The following is a 17,644-nucleotide window of genomic DNA, read 5'->3' as shown; positions in this document are numbered from 1 at the left end:
ATGGTTCTCGGAGCCGCAAATTCACCGGTTCTGTCCTTCGACGTTGGCGGGACGGACATCAAGGCAGGTTTGGTGGACGCCAGGGGTGCTGTTCTGGGCATGCGCCGCGTCCCCACGCCCCTTGATCCGGCCCGCCCCGGCGAAGCCGTCCTGGACAGGCTGGCCGAGCTTAAAGCCGAGTTGGCCTCGGAGTTTCCCGAAGCCCCCGCCGAGGCAGCAGGCATCATTGTCCCCGGGATTGTGGACTCCGTGGCCGGAGTGGGTATCTACTCCGCCAACCTCGGATGGCGGAACTTCCCGTTCAAAGCCGAAGCCGAAAAGCGGCTCGGCATCCCCGTCGCATTCGACCACGATGTCCGTTCCGCTGCAGCTGTTGAACACAGCTTCGGCGGGTCCAAAGAGTTCAACGATGTTGTGGTGATGGTGGTAGGTACCGGCATCGCCGCAGCCGTGTTCTCCGGCGGCAAGGCTGTCACCGCCGGCGGTTTCGCCGGCGAACTCGGCCATGCCCAGGTACCGGACCCCGACGCCGCCCCCGGCGCCACCGGTTCCACCATCCTGGAAGCAGTAGGCTCGGCCGGCGCCATTGCCAAGCGGTACCACCGGGCATCGGGAAACAGGGTGAACGGTGCACGCGGGGTCCTGCTCAGGGCGAGCGCAGGAGACACAGTCGCTGCACGCGTTTGGGACGATGCCGTTGATGCCCTTGCTTTCACCATCTGCCAATGCGTGAACATCATTGGAACTGAAGCCGTGGTGATTGGCGGCGGACTCGCCGAAGCCGGCGACGAACTGCTGGAGCCGCTCCGCAAGCGGGTTGACGGGATCCTGGACTTTCAGCGTCGGCCCCAACTTATCCGTGCCCAGCTGGGACAGGACGCAGGTTTGCTCGGTGCGGCCATGAACGCCAGGGCAGTGTTAGGAGGCGCACAATGAAGCGAGCCAACGTGAACCGCATCATCACCGTCACTGCCAATCCGGCGATCGACATGACCTACACCGTCCACGGGATCACCGAGGGCTCAAGCCACCGCGTACCCACCCCTTTGAGCCGTGCCGGCGGCAAGGGCATCAACGTAGCCCGGGTCACCCACCAACTCGGCTACCCCGTCCTCGCCATTGCCCCAACGGGCGGCGCGGCAGGACAGACCCTGGCTGCCGAGCTGTGGACCAGCGGCGTGCCGCACACCCTGGTGGGTGTGGCCGCCGAGACCCGCCGCAGCATAGCGCTGGTGGACACCGTTGCCGGGGAAACGTCCATTTTCAATGAGGAGGGACAGGCGCTCCTGCCGGACGATTGGCGCTCACTTCGGATCGCCGTAGTTGAGGCGGTCAGCGGAAATAGAAACCTGCAGGCCTCTGTCCTGGTCGGTTCGGGAAGCCTGCCACCGGGCGCTCCCGCGGATTTCTACCCGGAACTGGTTCGCTTGGCCCACGACGCCGGTATCCCGGCCATCATAGACACCTCCGGACCCGGAATCATCGCTGCAGCCAAAGCCGGCGCCGACATCCTCAAGCCGAATCATCACGAGCTCGCCGAAGCGACGGGGGAGTCCAGCCTTGAAGCAGCCGCTCTGGCTCTGATCGATATGGGTGCCCGCACGGTCCTGGTCAGCGCCGGCGCGGACGGCATGCTCGCCTTCGACCACGCCGCCCCGGGCGGCTACTGGAGCGCACGGCTGCCCGAAGCGCTCAGTGGCAACCCCACAGGGGCGGGCGACGCCGGTGTGGCGGCTGCCGCCGTCGCACTCGCCGAAGGCGTTACCGAGCCCCGCGACATTCTTCGCCGTGCCACCGCATGGTCGGCCGCGGCCGTTCTCATGCCCGCCGCAGGCGAAATCTCACCGCGGTACCAGGAACTTCAAGAGCAATTGATCGTCACATGGAAGGAGACCCGGTGACCCTGGTCAATACACGGGAACTCATGGACAGGGCCGCGTCAGCTGGCGCGGGCCAGGGCGCCTTCAATATCATTCACATCGAAACCGCCGAAGGCCTGGTGGCAGGGGCTGAGGCAGCCGGCGTGCCGTTGATCCTGCAGATTTCCGAGAACTGCGCCAAGTACCATGGCGGACTTGAGCCCATCGCATCGGCGGCACTGGCCATCGCCCGCTCAGCCGCTGTCCCTGTTGCCCTCCACCTGGACCACGCAGAATCCGAAGACCTTGCGCTGGCCGCTGTGGACCTCGGTTTCGGTTCCGTCATGTACGACGGCGCGCATCTGCCCTACGGTTCGAATGTAGAAGTCACGCGAAGGGTTGCCGCCTACGCCCACAAACGCGGTGTTTACGTAGAGGCCGAGCTGGGAAAAGTGGGTGGTAAAGACGGAGCACACGCTCCCGGTGTCAGAACAGACCCCGACGAAGCCCGGGCGTTCGTCGAGGCAACCGGCGTGGACGCCCTGGCCGTGGCGGTTGGCTCATCCCACGCCATGACCGAACGCAGTGCCGCCCTGGATCTGCACCTCATCACCAGGCTGAAGACAGCGGTGGGAAAACCACTGGTCCTCCACGGCTCATCCGGTGTGTCAGATGACATGCTCATAGCCGCTATCCGCGCGGGTATGACTAAGATCAACGTATCCACACATTTGAACGGGTTCTTTACCCGCGCCGTCCGTGAGTATCTCGATGCCAATCCTGCAGTGGTGGATTCCCGGAAATACATCAAGGCCGGCCGTGAAGCCCTTGTGCTGGAGTCTGCACGTATGCTGACGCTGTTCGCTAAAGCGAATTAGCGCCGAACCCGCGAAAGGCTTGTCATGACCCGCACCGATCGGCTGACTGCCATACTCGACCTCCTGGCCGAGTCCGGCCACGTGGAAGTCGAGGACATCGTGACCCGCCTGGGCGTGTCACCTGCCACGGCCCGTAGGGATCTTGACAGCCTGGCCAAGCAGCGGCTGCTGAGCCGCACCCGCGGCGGTGCAACCACCGGGTCCGTCGCCTACGACCTTCCCGGCCGGTACAACCGGGACGACCACGCCGAGGCCAAGCAGGAGATTGCTTTGGCCGCTTCAGCGTTGATCCGTCCCGGTGCAGTCATTGGCCTCAGCGGCGGTACCACCAACACGGCATTGGCTCAGGTGCTCTCCACACGGGAAGACCTCAACGCGCCATCCCACACACCCACCCTTACCGTGGTCACCAATGCGATCAACATCGCCTCACAGTTGGCTGTCCGGCCGAACATCAAAATCATGGTCACCGGTGGGATCCTCAATCCGCGCTCCTATGAACTGGTGGGTCCGTACACGGACGTCATCATGCAAAAAGTTGCCCTGGATATTGCGTTCATTGGCGTCAACGGCGTGGACCCGGATCTTGGCCCCACCATTACGGACGAAGGCGAAGCCATGGTCAACACCGTGATGGCACGCCGGGCAACAGAGTCCTATGTGGTGGCCGATTCCTCAAAAGTGGGCCGCCGTTCCTTCGCCGCCATGGCCGGCTACGATTTCAGGCACCTCATCACGGACTCCGGCATCAGCGCCGAAAACAAAGCGGCGTTTGAAGTCAAGGGAACGGAAGTCATCGTCGCGCCAGCCAGCTGATATTTGGCCGCAAGGAGAAGCTAGAAGCGCATCCTTGGTGCGTGCAGGACCGAGTCGTCTACCTCCCTGGGCACCCACTGGCTGAACGGTATATCCAGGCTGTACTGGTCGTCGTCGTTCTTTATCAAGGTGCGTAGCTCGGCGTTGTCCGGGTTGTTGAGCGATTCGAAGTATTCCACGGTCCAGTGGAACCATCGCATGCAGAACAGGCGCATGGTCAGCCCGTGAGTCACCAGGAGGGTGTTGGGGGCGTACGTAGGCTTCTGCCAGTGCCGGTACAGCGTCTCCATGAAGGATGACACCCGGTCGTACACATCCGAGCCGGACTCGCCCTCGCGGAACCGGTAGAAGAAGTGGCCGTAGAGGTTGCGCAGTTCCTTTTGGTCCTCGATCTCCCCGGCGATTTGAAAGTTTGCCCAATCCTGCTCGCGAAGCCTGGGTTCCTCTATGACCCTCTCCACCAGGGAGCCGAGGTTCATGGCTTCAAGGGTCTGATAGGCACGCAGGTAGGGGGAGACGTAGACGCAGACCTGCTCACCATCGAGCTTTCGGCGCAGGTGTTCCCCGGCGATCCTCGCCTGCTCCACGCCTAAGTCCGTCAGCGGGATGCGGTAGTCCGGCACACGGTTGTAGATGGAGGTGTCGGCATTAGCGGCAGACTGTCCATGCCGGATCATGAAGATTCTCTCAGGGGCGCCCATCTCACCAAGCATAGGGTGGCTGCCGTGCCAGGTCCGGCAAGATGCGCTGTTCCCGGCAAAGTAGCAGGGAGTAAGGGCAAGATAGGAACATGTTCCTTGCTTCCCGTCGACGGCTGCGAGCCGAAGTACTTATAGTGCTGGGTTTGTCCCTGGGTCAGTCGGCCGTTTACTCCGTAGTGCAGCTGCTGGACAAAATGACCCGGGCACCGTTGGCAGATGCCACATCAACGCTGAACCGCTCCCAGAGCACGCGCGAGTACTTTGACCTCACGTACCAACTCCTGGACATCGTGTTCGCTCTGGTGCCGGTGGCCTTGGTGTTCTACTTCCTGTCCACCCACGCACCCGGACACAAGGACGGCGGCGGTGGCTCAGCCTTCGCACGGCTCGGCTTCAACTTTGCCCGTCCCGGCAAGGACCTTCTTCAGGGTCTTGGCCTGGCGGCTGTGATTGGGATCCCCTCGCTTGGCCTGTACGCCGCCGGCCGCGCCCTGGGCATCACCACGGCGATTGTGCCCAGCGGCCTGGACGCCTATTGGTGGACGGTGCCAGTGCTGATCCTCTCGGCCATGCGCCACGCGATCGTGGAAGAAGTGATCGTGGTGGGCTACCTCATGGATCGTTTTGGCAAGTTCGGCTGGAGCATGCCGGTAGCCATTGTGGTCAGTGCCCTCCTGCGGGGAAGCTACCACCTGTACCAGGGTTTTGGGCCGTTCATCGGCAACGTGGTCATGGGGTTGGTGTTCGCGTGGATCTATACCAAGACCAAGCGGGTCATGCCCTTGGTGATTGCCCACGCATTGCTGGACATCGTAGCGTTCGTAGGTTTCAGCCTGTTCGGCAAGGCTATAGGCCTCGGTTAGAGCGCACGTTAAAGGTATTCGGCCGCCATCGCTGGGTGACGTCATTGGCACCCGCTGATGGCGGCCGAAGTTTGGAGGGAACTGCTTTAGATGGTGACGGCTCCAGTAGCGGTTTCGAAAGTGACAGCCAGGATGCCGGGGGTGCCGTGCGGTGCCATCCACTGGACTGCGACATCCTCAAGCGGCTTTTCCACCGGCTCACCCAACCACTCGGTGACGCGTTCAGCCGAGCCCGCAATGGTGAGGCTGGACATCTTGACGTCGCTCTCGTAAATCCTGGACGGGTGAAGTGAGGGGTCGCCCTCCCACTTGAGCAGGTACGGCACCTGGGGATCGGCGATCAAGCCGAGGATACCAATCTGCTGCCACACCAATTCGCGGCCGTCAGGGAACTTGCGGTTGCCCGGAACGGCGGAGCGGCCAAGGCGGTCCTCGAACGGGGCGAGGTCATCAACGGCGACGCACCAGCCCATCCAACCTCCACCGGCAGCCGACCGTGCACGGACGGCTTGGCCAAAGGGTGCTTTGTCGGAAGCAGGGTGGTCCAGGACCTCCACAACTTCCAGGTATTTGTTATCCGCGAGGGGAATGATCATGTTCCGGGTACCGAAGCGCGGGTGCACTCCGCCCCGGACAGCGTCCACTCCCAATGCCGCGGAAATTCGTTCGGTAGTGGCCAAAAGGCCATCTCGTTCACAGGCGTAAGAGACGTGATCCATGCGCATGGCTTCATCTTGGCACTTTGTGATCAGTGTCTCAGCTAAGTCAAGCCTAACTAAGGTGGGATCTGTGTAACTTTCGCTATGGGCGTCATGCGAGGACGCGAAGAGACCGAAAGATTCCATCGGCGTCATAAAGCTGTTCTGACTTCCGGACAGTTCCTAGACTGGCCCCAGTTCAGCTGCACCACACTGCTGCCAAACCCATGCGTCACGAACAGGAGAACTCCATGTCCCAAGGATGGTCTTTCGAAACCCGCCAAATCCACGCAGGCCAGGAGCCGGACTCAGCCACCGGAGCGCGCTCGCTTCCCATCTACCAGACCACGTCCTTCGTGTTCCCCAGTGCCGAGAGCGCTGCCAACCGCTTCGCCCTGGCGGAGCTCGCACCCATCTACACCCGGATCGGCAACCCGACGCAGGATGCCGTGGAGCAGCGGATCGCGAGCCTGGAAGGTGGCCTGGGAGCACTCCTGCTTAGCTCAGGACAAGCCGCGGAGACGTTCGCCATCCTGAACATTGCTGAGGCCGGCGACCACATCGTGGCGAGCCCCAGCCTGTACGGCGGCACCTACAACTTGCTTGCACACACTCTGAAGAAATTCGGCATCTCCGTCACCTTCGTGGAGGACCCGGACAAGCTGGATCAGTGGCGTGACGCCGTCCAGCCGAACACCAAGCTGTTCTTCGGCGAGGTTGTCTCCAACCCGCGGCAGGACGTGCTGGACATCGAGGGCATCGCACGCGTCGCCCACGAGGCCGGCGTGCCCCTGATCGTGGACAACACCCTGTCAACGCCGTACCTCATTCGTCCCATCGAGTGGGGCGCTGACATTGTGGTCCACTCGGCAACCAAGTATCTGGGCGGTCACGGTTCCGCAATTGCCGGCGTGATTGTGGACTCCGGCAACTTCGACTTCGGCAAGGACCCGGAACGCTTCCCCGGCTTCAACACCCCGGACCCCAGCTACAACGGGCTGGTTTACGCCAGGGACCTCGGCAAGGACGGTGCGTTGGGTGCCAACCTCTCCTACATCCTCAAGGCCCGCGTCCAGTTGCTTCGTGATCTCGGCTCGGCCGTGTCTCCGTTCAACGCCTTCCTCATTGCCCAGGGGTTGGAGACCTTGAGCCTGCGCGTGGAGCGTCACGTAGCGAACGCCACCAAGGTAGCTGAGTGGCTTGAAAGCCACGACGACGTCGAATCGGTCGCCTACGCGGGCCTGCCATCCAGCCCGTGGTATGACCGTGGCCGGAAGTACGGACCCAAGGGCACGGGGGCAATCGTTGCCTTCAACATCAAGGGTGGCGTGGAAGCGGGCAAGCGTTTTGTGGATGGTCTGGAACTGCACTCGCACGTTGCCAACATAGGTGACGTCCGCTCGCTGGTCATCCACCCGGCGTCGACGACGCACAGTCAGCTGACCGCGGAGCAGCAACTTGTTGCCGGCGTCAACCCGGGCCTGGTGCGCTTGTCCGTCGGTATCGAGCACGTAGATGACATCATCGCGGACCTCGAAGCCGGATTCCGGGCTGCCAAGGGCGCCTGACGCCCACGGCCCAACGCACCAGACCGACTGCCGCCCGCGCCGACGAAAATTCGCCGGGCGGCAGTGGCGGGTGCTCGTAGGCGAACGAAATGACCTTTGACCGTCACACTGTTGTCACATTCTTCGCCAGAACCCCCCTGTGTTTCCTAGACTCTTCGTATTAGGTCATGAGTGCCAGCACACAGCCCCGGCTTGCTGGCCGGCAACCCTCCTCCGCGGTGGGGTGCCCCGGGTGAAGACCTGGCCTGTTCGCACGCAAGGCGACGGGCAAGCGCGAGGTTAAGGTGTCAAAGGAATGACCATTACTGCTACAGCCCTTCCAAAATCCGGAGAAGAAGACGGAACCGTCAAGTACGCCGGCATCGGCCCACTGGAACTTGAAGCCGGCGGATTCCTCCCCGACGTCGTACTCGCCTATGAGACCTGGGGGCAGCTGAACGCGGATGCCTCCAACGCGGTGCTCATCCAGCACGCACTCACCGGCAGTACGCACGTAGCCCGCGGAGCCACGGACGAGGAAGGATGGTGGGAGCAACTCGTTGGTCCGGGTGCCACCATCGACACCAACAAGTTCTTTGTCATCTCCATCAACATCGTGGGCGGCTGTTACGGCAGCACCGGTCCATCATCCGAAGCCCCGGACGGACGCCCGTGGGGCTCGCGATTCCCGCTGGTCACCCTGCGCGACAGCACAGAGGCAGAGTCGCGCCTCGCCGATACCCTGGGAATCGACGCCTGGCACGCCGTATTGGGCGGATCCATGGGCGGCGCACGCGCCCTTGAGTGGGCTGTGACATACCCCCATCGGGTCAAACGCTGCGCAGTCATCGCCGTAGGCGCCTACAGCACGGCCGAGCAGATTGCTTTTGCCCAGGCACAAACCCTGGCCATCAGGCAGGACCCGAATTTCAACAACGGCGACTACTACGGTGGCCCCGCGCCTGAGCACGGTTTGGCTTTGGCCCGGCGCATCGCCCACATCACCTACCGCTCGGCACTGGAGCTGGACGTCCGCTTTGGCCGGCAAGCCCAGCACCAGGAGACTCCGCTCGCCGCCGCAGCATTGGGCGAGCGGGGCCGGTATCAGGTGGAAAGCTACCTGGACCACCAAGGAACCAAACTGGTCCGCCGCTTTGACGCCAACAGCTACATCGCCATCACCGAGGCACTGATGTCCCACGACGTCACCAGGGGGCGCGGATCGTTGGAAGCGGCGCTTTCGGGTGCCACGGCGGAGTTCTTCGTGGCGGCTGTGGACAGTGACAGGCTCTACTTCCCGGCCCAGTCCCGGGAACTGGCCGCTGCGCTGCCTGGCGAGGTGCCGGTCCACGTCATTGAAGCGCCGATCGGCCATGATGGCTTCCTCACCGAAATCGGCCAGCTCTCAGCCCAGCTCCGCGAAGCGTTTTTCGCCTAAACGCTGGTGTGCTGACCCTGCTTAAACGGCAAGGAACGTCCGATGCCAGGCAGTTCAGCCATTCATGATCTCGCCGCGCTGCCGCATGTAATCCTCCATGGCGATCTCGCCGTTGCTGAATTTTGTATCCAGCTCGGCCAGCTTGCGAGCCCGGTATCCTTGCGGCTCGGACCCGCTCGTCGAGGCGAACGGGGTGGGGGATGACGGGTTCGACGGCGGCACGGACTGCGGCGCGTCATCCACAGGGCGGATGACGGTGGGCTCGGACGGGTAGCCCGGGTAGCCCGGTGAAGGGTACCTTTGCGCCGGGTAGCCCTGTCCCGGGTAATCCTGCTGCTGGTAATTCTGCGGCGGATACCCCGGTCCCGGCAGGTTCTGCGGCGGGTACCCCGGGCCGCGGAAGGTGTCGTTCTGGATCCGGCGCGCCCGGGAGCGGTTGTACATGCGGATTCCGAGGGGAATCAGCCACGAGCAGACGATGATCCAGAAGATCAGATTGTTCACAGTGCAGGCCTCCTAGGTCTTAACCCAGCTTAGTCCTGCCACCTGGACGCGGCCCGTCTCCCGGAACAAGCCTCGGCTATTTCACACCAGCTTGGTCTCCATGCCCAGGAACAGGCCGTAACGATCCGCCTCGGCCTGCAAGGCGTCCTGCTCTGCTGCAGTTGCCGGCCGGTTCATGCGGACATCGAGTTCGCAGGCCCCGCCGGAGAAACCGTGGCGCCACCACCCAGCCAGCCTGCCGTCCACCAGGACCACGTGCATGGGTCCGTTGTCCTCGGGGAAGTATGGCGCCGTTCCACCAAGGAAGTGCCGGGACTGTGAGTAGCCCATCACGTATTCGTCGTAGCACTGGATGAGGTCCAGGCGGGGGAGCCCGGCGTCCTTAATCGCTGAAGGATGGTGGCCGTTGGTGAGAGCCCTCGCTTCTTCGGATGCCAGATAAAACTCCAGGCCATCAAAGTGAACAGTGCCCAGGCTCCCGGGGGAGATCTCCTCAGCCACGTCGATTCCCCGCTTCACGTCTTTCATGGTCAACCCGGACCACACCGCACAGTCTTTGACTGTTGCGGGGCCCCGGCTGCTGAAGTATCGCAGCGCCAATTGCCCAAGTGCCTGTTCACGATCCTCCCCGGCCAACGGTGAGGTTAGGAACCCGGGAACGCGTTCCTCGAACAAGGCATACGTTTGTTTCAGGGCGCCGCCGGCGGAACGGACGGGGGAGCCGCTGACCAGGACACGGCTGATTTCTGCGTGCATGAGGTGATAGATGAAGCCCAGGCCCTTGCTGGGGAAGCCGGCTTGTCCCAGGACTGCGGCCAGTTCCTCCCGCGTTTTGTGGGCCCCGTCCGCCACGGCCGCGGCCAGGATCCGGCCGCTTGCGGTAGCAGCGTCCTCATCGATTCCCGTCTGGCGGTACATGCCTTTGTTGCCTTGGTGGAGGCGGTCTGCGGACAATCCCATCAACCAGCCGAGGTCGTCCCGGTGCACGAAGTGCCAGGTGGGGCGGAGGATGTGTGTCCGCAGGATGGTTCCGTCCGCTACGGCCTGCTCCACGTCCGCGGCCGTGACCACCGGTGGCGAGCCGGCGGAGCTTCTCTGCGCGAGGGTCCACCTCGCATAAGCGAACTCCTGTGACTGGACGGCCAGGAGGTTACGGACCACGTCCGCATGGCCTCCGGCGTGGGGGGCCCGCAGTTGTTGCCGCCGGAGCCGTATCCGCCGGACGCTCTCCGCGGACAGGGAGCTACCACCCGGCATGGCGGACCTCGCGGCGAAGAAGCGTCACGTCAGCGGCGTGGCAACAGGGTGCCGGTGGAACCGAAGACGGGACCCGGCGTCGGACGTTTTGGACTGATGCCATCGCCGGAGGACTGATGCCGAAGCCTCCGGATCACCCATGGGACAAAGTACTCGCGGGCCCAGACGAGGTCCGAAGACCTCGCCTCACGCCACGTGCGCGGCGGCAGGGACTTTGGCATCAGGGGCTCAAGAGTGTGGTGGACGTTCAGTGCGTCCAGCACCATCATGGCGATGGTGTGATGGCCCAGCGGGGAGAAATGCAGGCGGTCGGCATCCCACATTTGGGGGTCTGCCAGCTGCCGCAAGGACCACATGTCCGCGATGATGGCGTCGTGGCGTGCAGCCACGGTCCGGAGGTTCTCGTTGTAAATGGCAACCTTGCCGCGGATACGCCCCAGAACCGATGCTGCCGTGTCCGGGCCGTTGAAAAGGACCACGGTAGCGCCGCCGGAGCTCAGCTCAGCCACAGCGGCGTCGAGCTTTTCGGCCAATAGGTCGGGATCCCCGCCTGGGCGGATGAGGTCATTGCCGCCAGCCGAAATGGACACCAGGTCCGGCTGCAGTTCCAAACACGGGCCCACTTGTTCATCGATGATCTGCTGCAGCAGCCTGCCACGGATGGCAAGGTTGGCATAGGCGAAGTCCTCTTGACCGCGGCCCAATTCCTCGGCCACTCGATCCGCCCAACCACGGTGACCGCCCGGGTTCCGGGGTTCGGGATCGCCGATGCCCTCGGTGAAGGAGTCACCCAGGGCCACGTATCGGGTCCACGGGTGGTTTTGAACGGGTTCGTGGGGCTCCGGGACGGGCTCGCCCGGCTTCAGTAATGGATTGTTCTCACTCACGCTCATATCCTGCCCCGTGACGTCGACCCTACGCCACCGTAGGTTGTTACTTGTGGGTAACTGCAAGAATGGACCCATGACTGAAGCACCCGCCTTTCCAGCCCCCGTTGTCCTGTGGTCCCACGACGAAGCCGAGCGCGCAGGCAAGCCCCTGTTGGTCCTGCTGCACGGCTACGGCTCCAACGAGGAGGACCTCTTCAGCTTGGCCGGGTTGCTTCCCGAAGGCTTCGTAGTGGCTGCCCTTCGCGCGCCGATGCCCATGGGGCCGGGCTTTACGTGGTTCCCTTTGACAGCATCGATCGACTACTCACTGGACGCCGTGAAGCACGCAGCCGAGTATGCGCTCGAATGGCTGGACACGGTCAAAGCAAACCACTCGTCAGTGACGTTGCTGGGCTTCTCCATGGGCATGGCCATGGCCACCACCATGCTCCGCTACCGTCCCGCGGACTTCGCCGCCGTCGTCGGGCTTTCAGGCTTTGTGATCGACGCCGGCGCTGACGCCGCCTTCCGGGACAGTGAACTGGACGGATCGTTGCCCATGTTCTGGGGCCGTGACCAGCAGGATCCCGTCATCACCCAAGACAAGATCGAATACACCATGGGTTGGGTGCGCAAGCACGTTGACCTCACCAAAGTGCTCTACACGGGGATGTGGCACGGCATCAACCAGCAGGAGATCGGACACGTGGGCGAGTTCCTCACCCATAAGGTCCTCACTGATTGAGTTTTTGTACAGATAACGCCCCTAAGAGCCGTTCTGGAGGGCGTTATCTGTACAAAATCTCAGTGCGTCAGGCTGCGGTGATCCGGACCGTCTGGCCGTTGACGGTGACGGTATCTCCGACGTGGAGTTGGCGTCCGCGGCGGTCATCAATTTCGTTGTTGACCTTAACCAACCCGTTCTTGATGAGCTCCGTGGCTTCAACGCCGTCCTCCACCAGATTGGCGAGCTTCAACAGCTGGCCTAGGCGGATCATGTCGTCGCGGATGGGGATCTCTTCAATTTCGGGGTTGCTCATAGAGCAATGATGCCTGAAGTAGTGTGGTGACGGTGCCGCAGCCTTCTCCCCGTCCCACCCTCCCGCTGGTCATTGGCCTCCCTATTGCCGTAGCGACAGGCCTGGTCATCCCGCTTCAAGCAAGGATCAACGGGGCCCTCGGCGCGAAACTGGACGACGGCATCGCCGCATCTGTGGTGAGCTTCACCACAGGGCTCCTGCTCATCAGCGCCATCTCCCTTGCCACGCCCAGGGGCAGGGCCGGCCTGCAGCGGATCATTCCTGCTGTCCGGAACCGCAGTTTTCCCCGCTTCTATGTCATGGCCGGTGCCATTGGCGCTCTGTTCGTCTTTGCCCAGTCGTTCACGGTTGCCCTGTTGGGCGTTGCGTTGTTCACGGTCGCGGCCGTTACGGGACAAACGCTCAGTGGCTTGCTCGTGGACCGCATGGGAATCGGCCCGGGAGGAAAACGCGCCATCACCGGAGTTCGGGTCCTTGGCAGTGTCCTGACCGTGGCCGCCGTCGCATGGGCTGTTTCACCGCGGTTCGGCGGCGACGCCGACGTCGCCTCGCTCGTTTTGCCGGTCCTCCTGCCGTTGGCCGCCGGTTTCTTCATGAGCTTCCAGCAGGCTATGAACGGCACTGCCACAGTGCATTATGGGACGCCCATCGCCGCCACCCTGGTGAACTTCATTGCCGGGTCAGCCATCTTGTGGATCGCGTGGATCATCAAGCTGTCCGTGGCCGGGCCGGGTAATCCGCTGCCCGGTGAGTGGTGGTACTACCTTGGTGGCCCCATGGGCTGCCTCTTCATTGGACTGGCGGCCCTGCTGGTCCGCAGCTTGGGCGTCCTGATCACGGGTTTGGGCATGATCGCCGGGCAACTGGTGGGATCGTTGGTGCTCGACGTCGTGATCCCCAGTCCCGGAGCGGTGGTCGCCTTGCCCACGGTGCTGGGTACGGTGCTGACGCTCATTGCGATCATCGTGGCCACGTTGCCCTGGCCCAAGGGAGCATTCGCACGAAGATCAACGGCCAAAGGCCGGTAGGGTTAGAGGAACAACTTTCCCCCAGCACCCCGCCGGACAACCTCGTCCGGATTCCGGGGCAAACCACCGCGGACCGCACCCAGCGGCCCTGTAGAACAAATGGAGTTACCCATGGCAGCAAAATCCGTCCTTGACCAGGTCATTTCACTCTCCAAGCGGAGGGGCTTTGTCTTCCAGGCCGGTGAAATCTATGGTGGCTCCCGTTCTGCGTGGGACTACGGTCCCCTCGGTGCGGAGCTGAAGGAAAACATCAAGCGCCAGTGGTGGCAGAGCATGGTTCGCGGCCGCGAAGATGTTGTAGGCCTGGACTCCTCGGTCATCCTTCCCCGCCAGGTATGGGAAGCATCCGGTCACGTGGAGGTTTTCTCCGACCCCCTGGTTGAGTGCCTTTCCTGTCACAAGCGCTACCGTGCCGACCACCTCGAGGAAGAGTACGAGGAAAAGAAGGGCCGCCCGGCAGAAAATGGCCTGGCGGACATCGTCTGCGCAAACTGCGGCACCCGCGGACAGTGGACAGAGCCCCAGGAATTCTCCGGTCTGCTGAAGACCTTCCTCGGCCCGGTGGCCAGCGACGAAGGCATGCACTACCTTCGTCCCGAAACGGCCCAGGGCATTTTTGTGAACTTCAACAACGTCCTGACCACATCCCGGAAGAAGCCGCCGTTCGGCATCGGCCAGATCGGTAAGTCGTTCCGTAACGAAATCACGCCGGGCAACTTCATTTTCCGTACCCGCGAATTCGAGCAGATGGAAATGGAATTCTTCGTCGAGCCCGGCACGGACGAAGAATGGCACCAGTACTGGATGAAGGAACGCATGTCCTGGTACACGGGCCTGGGCATCCGTGAAGACAACCTCCGATTCTTTGAGCACCCGCTGGAGAAGCTCAGCCACTACTCCAAGGGCACCACGGACATCGAATACCGCTTTGGTTTCCAGGGCTCCGAGTGGGGCGAGCTCGAGGGCATCGCCAACCGCACGGACTTTGACCTCTCCACCCACGCCAAGGCCTCCGGCACGGACCTGAGCTACTTCAACCAGGCCACCAACGAGCGTTACACCCCGTACGTGATCGAGCCCGCCGCCGGCCTGACCCGCTCCTTCATGGCCTTCCTGATCGACGCTTACACCGAGGACGAGGCACCCAATGCCAAGGGCGGCGTCGATGTCCGCACCGTGCTGAAACTGGATCCGCGCCTGGCTCCGGTCAAGGCCGCCGTCCTGCCGCTGAGCCGTAACGAGGACCTGTCCCCGAAGGCAAAGGCACTGGGCGCCCAGCTGCGCAAGAACTGGAACATCGACTTCGACGACGCCGGCGCCATCGGCCGCCGCTACCGTCGCCAGGACGAAATCGGTACCCCGTTCTGTATCACCGTGGACTTCGACACCCTGGAAGACCAGGCCGTCACCATTCGTGAGCGCGACACCATGAGCCAGGAACGTGTGTCCCTGGACAAGGTTGAGGGCTACCTTGCAGCACGCCTGATCGGCGCCTAGCCGTGGCTTTGGATTACCGCGAATGGAAGGAAGGCGATGACCTCGCCCTCCTGGAAATCTGGGGCGGCCCGGAAACACTCCCCGCAGAGCAGTTCCGTGCAGCACTGGCGCCTTCGAGCAACCAGCCGTGGCGCCGCTGCATCGTGGCCGAGGACGTGGTGGATGGCGTACGGATTCCCGTCGCTGCAGGTGTTGTCCATGAGGCTTCGCTGCACCCCGAACGGCTCTGGGCGTACGTTGAGGTTGCCAAAGACCACCGCCGTGAAGGCGTGGGTGCCACCCTGCTGACCATGCTGCGCCGGGAAGCCGGGAACTCGCCGTCGGGCGTTTCCAAATTGCGCAGCAAGGTGGAGCCGGACACTGCCGGTGCTGCATTTGCTGCGGCAGCGGGACTTTCGCCCATTCAGCGCTCGCAACTGGTGGTGGTGAAGCCAGAGCCGTTGTCCCTGCCGCGTTTTGGCGACGGTTCCGAGGAAGCCGCCTCAGAGCGCGTGGAAGACCTGGCTACAGGTTCGGTGGAACTGAGCGACGTGGTGGGCAAGTACTACTCCCACGTCCACCACTGGGACAGCCCCGGAGAGCTGAGCATTGCCACAGTGCAGCGTTTGTTCCTGCATGACCTGACCGGCGCGCACGGGGCAATCGTCCTGCGCGCACCCAAAGCGAGTGCGTTCGGCCAAGGCGTTCCTGCCAGCCGGAAAGGTAAGATCCAGGCGTTCGCCATCAGCTACGCCCAAGGCAATTCCGACGAGCCGTCTGATGTCTTCCTTGGACACGATCCCCTGCTGTCCGCCGAGGAAGCAGCGGCCGCGGTCCGGGACCTGCTGGCACTCATTGCCTACCAGCACCCGGTCCTGCTGGAAGTTGACGAATCCATGACGGCGCTCCGCACGGTTCTTGATCCGCTGCTGGAATCCGGAAAAGCCCATGTGCGGGGCGCAGACACCCTGATCGTCAGCGACTGACCACATCTTCGGCACGCCCGGATCCCACGTTGCCCGCATCCCGCGGGCCGCGTGGGATCCTGCGTTTAAATGCAGCTGTGCCCGCGTAGGGTTAAGGCATGAGGTTTTGCTGCTGATGGGCCACGGTCACTCCCACGGTCATTCTGAAAATTCCGAGCCAACCCCGCAGGCCATTGCGTCGCGGAAGCGGGCCAACTGGATTCTCGCGGCCATTCTTGTTCCGGTGGGCGTCCTGACGCTCGTGGCCATGATGGTCCTGTGGCCTTCCGGCAGCCGCGAGGGCATCACGTTTTCAAGCCCATACCAACCCGCCCCCGGGGTCACGTTCGACACTGGCAGGATTCAGAGCGTGGTGGTGGAAAGCTGCACGCAGACGGGTCAAAGCAACACGGGCCAGGGCAACACCGGCCAAAGCAACACCGACCAAACTGACACGGGCCAGAACAGCCAGTCCGGCGGATCCCAGTGCACGTTCGCCTTCACGGAGCCGGATAAGGGCGGGGACGTGGTGAAGGTTGTCATCAACCCTGACGTGGCCATGTCCCACGGCGTGGATGTGGGGGACTCCATCCGGTACCTCAACCTGTCCGCCGTCCAGGGGGCAAGTGCGGGAAGCGGCGCCCCGGCTTATGTATTTGTGGACTTTGTCCGCAGCATTCCCATCGCCCTCCTGGCTGTCCTGTACGCAGCGGTGGTCATCGCGGTGGCCCGTTGGCGCGGCTTCCGGGCGCTTCTTGGCCTGGTGGGTGCCTATTTTGTCCTGGTGAGCTTCATTCTGCCGGGTTTGGTGGAAGGAAAACCGCCGCTCCTGCTGGCTCTGGTGGGCTCTACGGTGATCATGATCGGGGTCCTGTACTTTGCGCACGGGTTCTCGGCGCGAACGTCTACGGCTCTGCTGGGCACGATCTTTGGGCTCAGCATCACTGCGCTGTTGGCGGCGTGGGCTACGGACGCCGCTAATTTGGCCGGAGTGGGGAACCACGACGCTTCAACGCTGGTGAACATGTCCCCGCAGATCTCGATCTCCGGGATCATCCTCTGCGGCCTCATCATTTCCGGCCTGGGCGTTCTCAACGATGTGACCATCACACAGTCCTCCGCAGTGTGGGAACTTTACGAACTGGCGCCCAACACCAGTGCCCGCAAGCTGTTCTCCTCGGCTATGCGGATCGGGCGGGACCACATCGCTTCCACCGTCTACACCATCGCCTTTGCCTACGCCGGCGCCGCACTTCCCATCCTCATCATTGTGATGCTCTATGACCGCCCGCTCGCGGAAGCACTGACCAGTGCCGAGCTGTCCGAGGAAGTCATCCGCACCTTGGTGGGCTCCATCGGCCTGGTTCTTGCCATCCCCGTCACCACCCTGATCGCTGTCCTGGTGGTGAAGGCCACCGGCATAAAGCGCCTTGCCGCAGCAGGCGGGGCCTCGGTGAGTCCCGATGAGCTTAGGGACACCGGTTCGCTGGCAGCAGCCGCCGTCGTCGCGGGTTCAGGGTCGGAGGACACGCACGACGCCGATACGCGCCTTGACGCTCACGGCAAGCCGGCACGCCCGGGTAGCCGACGTGCACAACGGGAAGCGGAGCGCCGCGGCGGAAGCAACGACAACACCACCTGACGCCGGGTCTGGATCTTGCCCCCAGGGCCCGCCTGAGTACGGTGTGCTGGACGATCAAGCAGG

Annotated in this window: 18 protein-coding genes and 1 riboswitch; of the genes, 12 read left to right on the top strand and 6 right to left on the bottom strand. The window is 63.1% G+C overall.

Annotated elements, in window-relative coordinates; translation table 11 throughout:
• From MOD31_RS14560 to MOD31_RS14545, 4 genes are read left to right on the top strand one after another with little or no spacing between them, the layout of a single operon-like run.
• A complete protein-coding gene (locus MOD31_RS14560) occupies positions 1 to 936 on the top strand; it encodes an ROK family protein (RefSeq protein ID WP_142939744.1) in 936 nt (311 codons plus the stop codon).
• Complete coding sequence (locus tag MOD31_RS14555; RefSeq protein WP_166843055.1) at positions 933 to 1,901, top strand: 1-phosphofructokinase family hexose kinase; 969 nt, start codon at positions 933 to 935, stop codon at positions 1,899 to 1,901. Before MOD31_RS14560 ends, MOD31_RS14555 begins: the two co-directional genes overlap by 4 nt.
• On the top strand, positions 1,883 to 2,737 hold the full coding sequence (locus MOD31_RS14550; protein WP_142939742.1) for a class II fructose-bisphosphate aldolase: 855 nt from the start codon (positions 1,883 to 1,885) through the stop codon (positions 2,735 to 2,737). The genes MOD31_RS14555 and MOD31_RS14550 overlap by 19 nt, the downstream gene beginning before the upstream one ends.
• Positions 2,738 to 2,761: 24 nt before the next feature.
• The gene (locus MOD31_RS14545; RefSeq protein ID WP_142939741.1) at positions 2,762 to 3,553 is read left to right on the top strand and encodes a DeoR/GlpR family DNA-binding transcription regulator; all 792 of its coding nucleotides are present in this window, start codon (positions 2,762 to 2,764) and stop codon (positions 3,551 to 3,553) included.
• A 20-nt stretch (positions 3,554 to 3,573) separates the two neighbouring features.
• Here the strand turns inward: MOD31_RS14545 and MOD31_RS14540 are convergent, their stop codons facing one another.
• Positions 3,574 to 4,254, bottom strand: coding sequence for a histidine phosphatase family protein (locus MOD31_RS14540; RefSeq protein WP_142939740.1), 681 nt, complete (start codon positions 4,252 to 4,254; stop codon positions 3,574 to 3,576).
• An 89-nt stretch (positions 4,255 to 4,343) separates the two neighbouring features.
• Here MOD31_RS14540 and MOD31_RS14535 point away from each other — a divergent pair, with 89 nt between their 5' ends.
• Positions 4,344 to 5,117, top strand: a complete 774-nt coding sequence (locus tag MOD31_RS14535) for a CPBP family intramembrane glutamic endopeptidase (RefSeq protein ID WP_250820960.1) — start codon at positions 4,344 to 4,346, stop codon at positions 5,115 to 5,117.
• 86 nt (positions 5,118 to 5,203) lie between these two features.
• Here the strand turns inward: MOD31_RS14535 and MOD31_RS14530 are convergent, their stop codons facing one another.
• On the bottom strand, positions 5,204 to 5,842 hold the full coding sequence (locus MOD31_RS14530; protein ID WP_043469963.1) for a VOC family protein: 639 nt from the start codon (positions 5,840 to 5,842) through the stop codon (positions 5,204 to 5,206).
• 200 nt (positions 5,843 to 6,042) lie between these two features.
• Between MOD31_RS14530 and MOD31_RS14525 the strand changes: the two genes are divergently transcribed.
• Both MOD31_RS14525 and MOD31_RS14520 read left to right on the top strand, forming a co-directional pair.
• The gene (locus tag MOD31_RS14525) at positions 6,043 to 7,383 is read left to right on the top strand and encodes a bifunctional o-acetylhomoserine/o-acetylserine sulfhydrylase (RefSeq protein WP_274595840.1); all 1,341 of its coding nucleotides are present in this window, start codon (positions 6,043 to 6,045) and stop codon (positions 7,381 to 7,383) included.
• Positions 7,384 to 7,546: 163 nt separating this feature from the next.
• Positions 7,547 to 7,663: riboswitch (SAM riboswitch) on the top strand.
• A gap of 15 nt (positions 7,664 to 7,678) precedes the next feature.
• Positions 7,679 to 8,800, top strand: coding sequence for a homoserine O-acetyltransferase (locus MOD31_RS14520; protein WP_223942153.1), 1,122 nt, complete (start codon positions 7,679 to 7,681; stop codon positions 8,798 to 8,800).
• A 54-nt stretch (positions 8,801 to 8,854) separates the two neighbouring features.
• On the opposite strand, the gene MOD31_RS14515 is transcribed toward MOD31_RS14520, so the two are convergent.
• From MOD31_RS14515 to MOD31_RS14505, 3 genes are all read right to left on the bottom strand, one after another.
• On the bottom strand, positions 8,855 to 9,304 hold the full coding sequence (locus MOD31_RS14515; RefSeq protein WP_223942154.1) for a hypothetical protein: 450 nt from the start codon (positions 9,302 to 9,304) through the stop codon (positions 8,855 to 8,857).
• 81 nt (positions 9,305 to 9,385) lie between these two features.
• Positions 9,386 to 10,561 carry a winged helix DNA-binding domain-containing protein gene (locus MOD31_RS14510; protein WP_250820959.1) on the bottom strand — a complete coding sequence of 392 codons (1,176 nt, stop codon included), beginning with the start codon at positions 10,559 to 10,561 and terminating at the stop codon, positions 9,386 to 9,388.
• 29 nt (positions 10,562 to 10,590) lie between these two features.
• Entirely contained in the window at positions 10,591 to 11,454 is an 864-nt protein-coding gene (locus MOD31_RS14505; protein ID WP_250820958.1) for an SGNH/GDSL hydrolase family protein, read from the bottom strand.
• Positions 11,455 to 11,524: 70 nt separating this feature from the next.
• Between MOD31_RS14505 and MOD31_RS14500 the strand changes: the two genes are divergently transcribed.
• Positions 11,525 to 12,175: an alpha/beta hydrolase gene (locus tag MOD31_RS14500; protein WP_142939733.1), complete on the top strand. Its 651-nt coding sequence runs from the start codon at positions 11,525 to 11,527 to the stop codon at positions 12,173 to 12,175.
• A gap of 67 nt (positions 12,176 to 12,242) precedes the next feature.
• Here MOD31_RS14500 and MOD31_RS14495 read toward each other — a convergent pair whose 3' ends face one another.
• Entirely contained in the window at positions 12,243 to 12,470 is a 228-nt protein-coding gene (locus MOD31_RS14495) for an RNA-binding S4 domain-containing protein (protein ID WP_062067368.1), read from the bottom strand.
• A gap of 23 nt (positions 12,471 to 12,493) precedes the next feature.
• Here MOD31_RS14495 and MOD31_RS14490 point away from each other — a divergent pair, with 23 nt between their 5' ends.
• From MOD31_RS14490 to MOD31_RS14475, 4 genes are all read left to right on the top strand, one after another.
• The gene (locus MOD31_RS14490) at positions 12,494 to 13,498 is read left to right on the top strand and encodes a DMT family transporter (protein WP_142939732.1); all 1,005 of its coding nucleotides are present in this window, start codon (positions 12,494 to 12,496) and stop codon (positions 13,496 to 13,498) included.
• A gap of 111 nt (positions 13,499 to 13,609) precedes the next feature.
• A complete protein-coding gene (locus tag MOD31_RS14485) occupies positions 13,610 to 14,995 on the top strand; it encodes a glycine--tRNA ligase (RefSeq protein WP_142939731.1) in 1,386 nt (461 codons plus the stop codon).
• A 2-nt stretch (positions 14,996 to 14,997) separates the two neighbouring features.
• Complete coding sequence (locus MOD31_RS14480) at positions 14,998 to 15,960, top strand: GNAT family N-acetyltransferase (RefSeq protein ID WP_142939730.1); 963 nt, start codon at positions 14,998 to 15,000, stop codon at positions 15,958 to 15,960.
• Between the two features lie 115 nt (positions 15,961 to 16,075).
• A complete protein-coding gene (locus MOD31_RS14475) occupies positions 16,076 to 17,581 on the top strand; it encodes a YibE/F family protein (RefSeq protein WP_250820957.1) in 1,506 nt (501 codons plus the stop codon).
• The last annotated feature ends 63 nt before the right edge of the window (positions 17,582 to 17,644 follow it).

Origin of the sequence: Paenarthrobacter sp. TYUT067 (genome assembly GCF_023656375.1) — a bacterium.
GTDB lineage: Bacteria > Actinomycetota > Actinomycetes > Actinomycetales > Micrococcaceae > Arthrobacter.
This window is presented reverse-complemented; position numbering and strand designations above follow the sequence as displayed.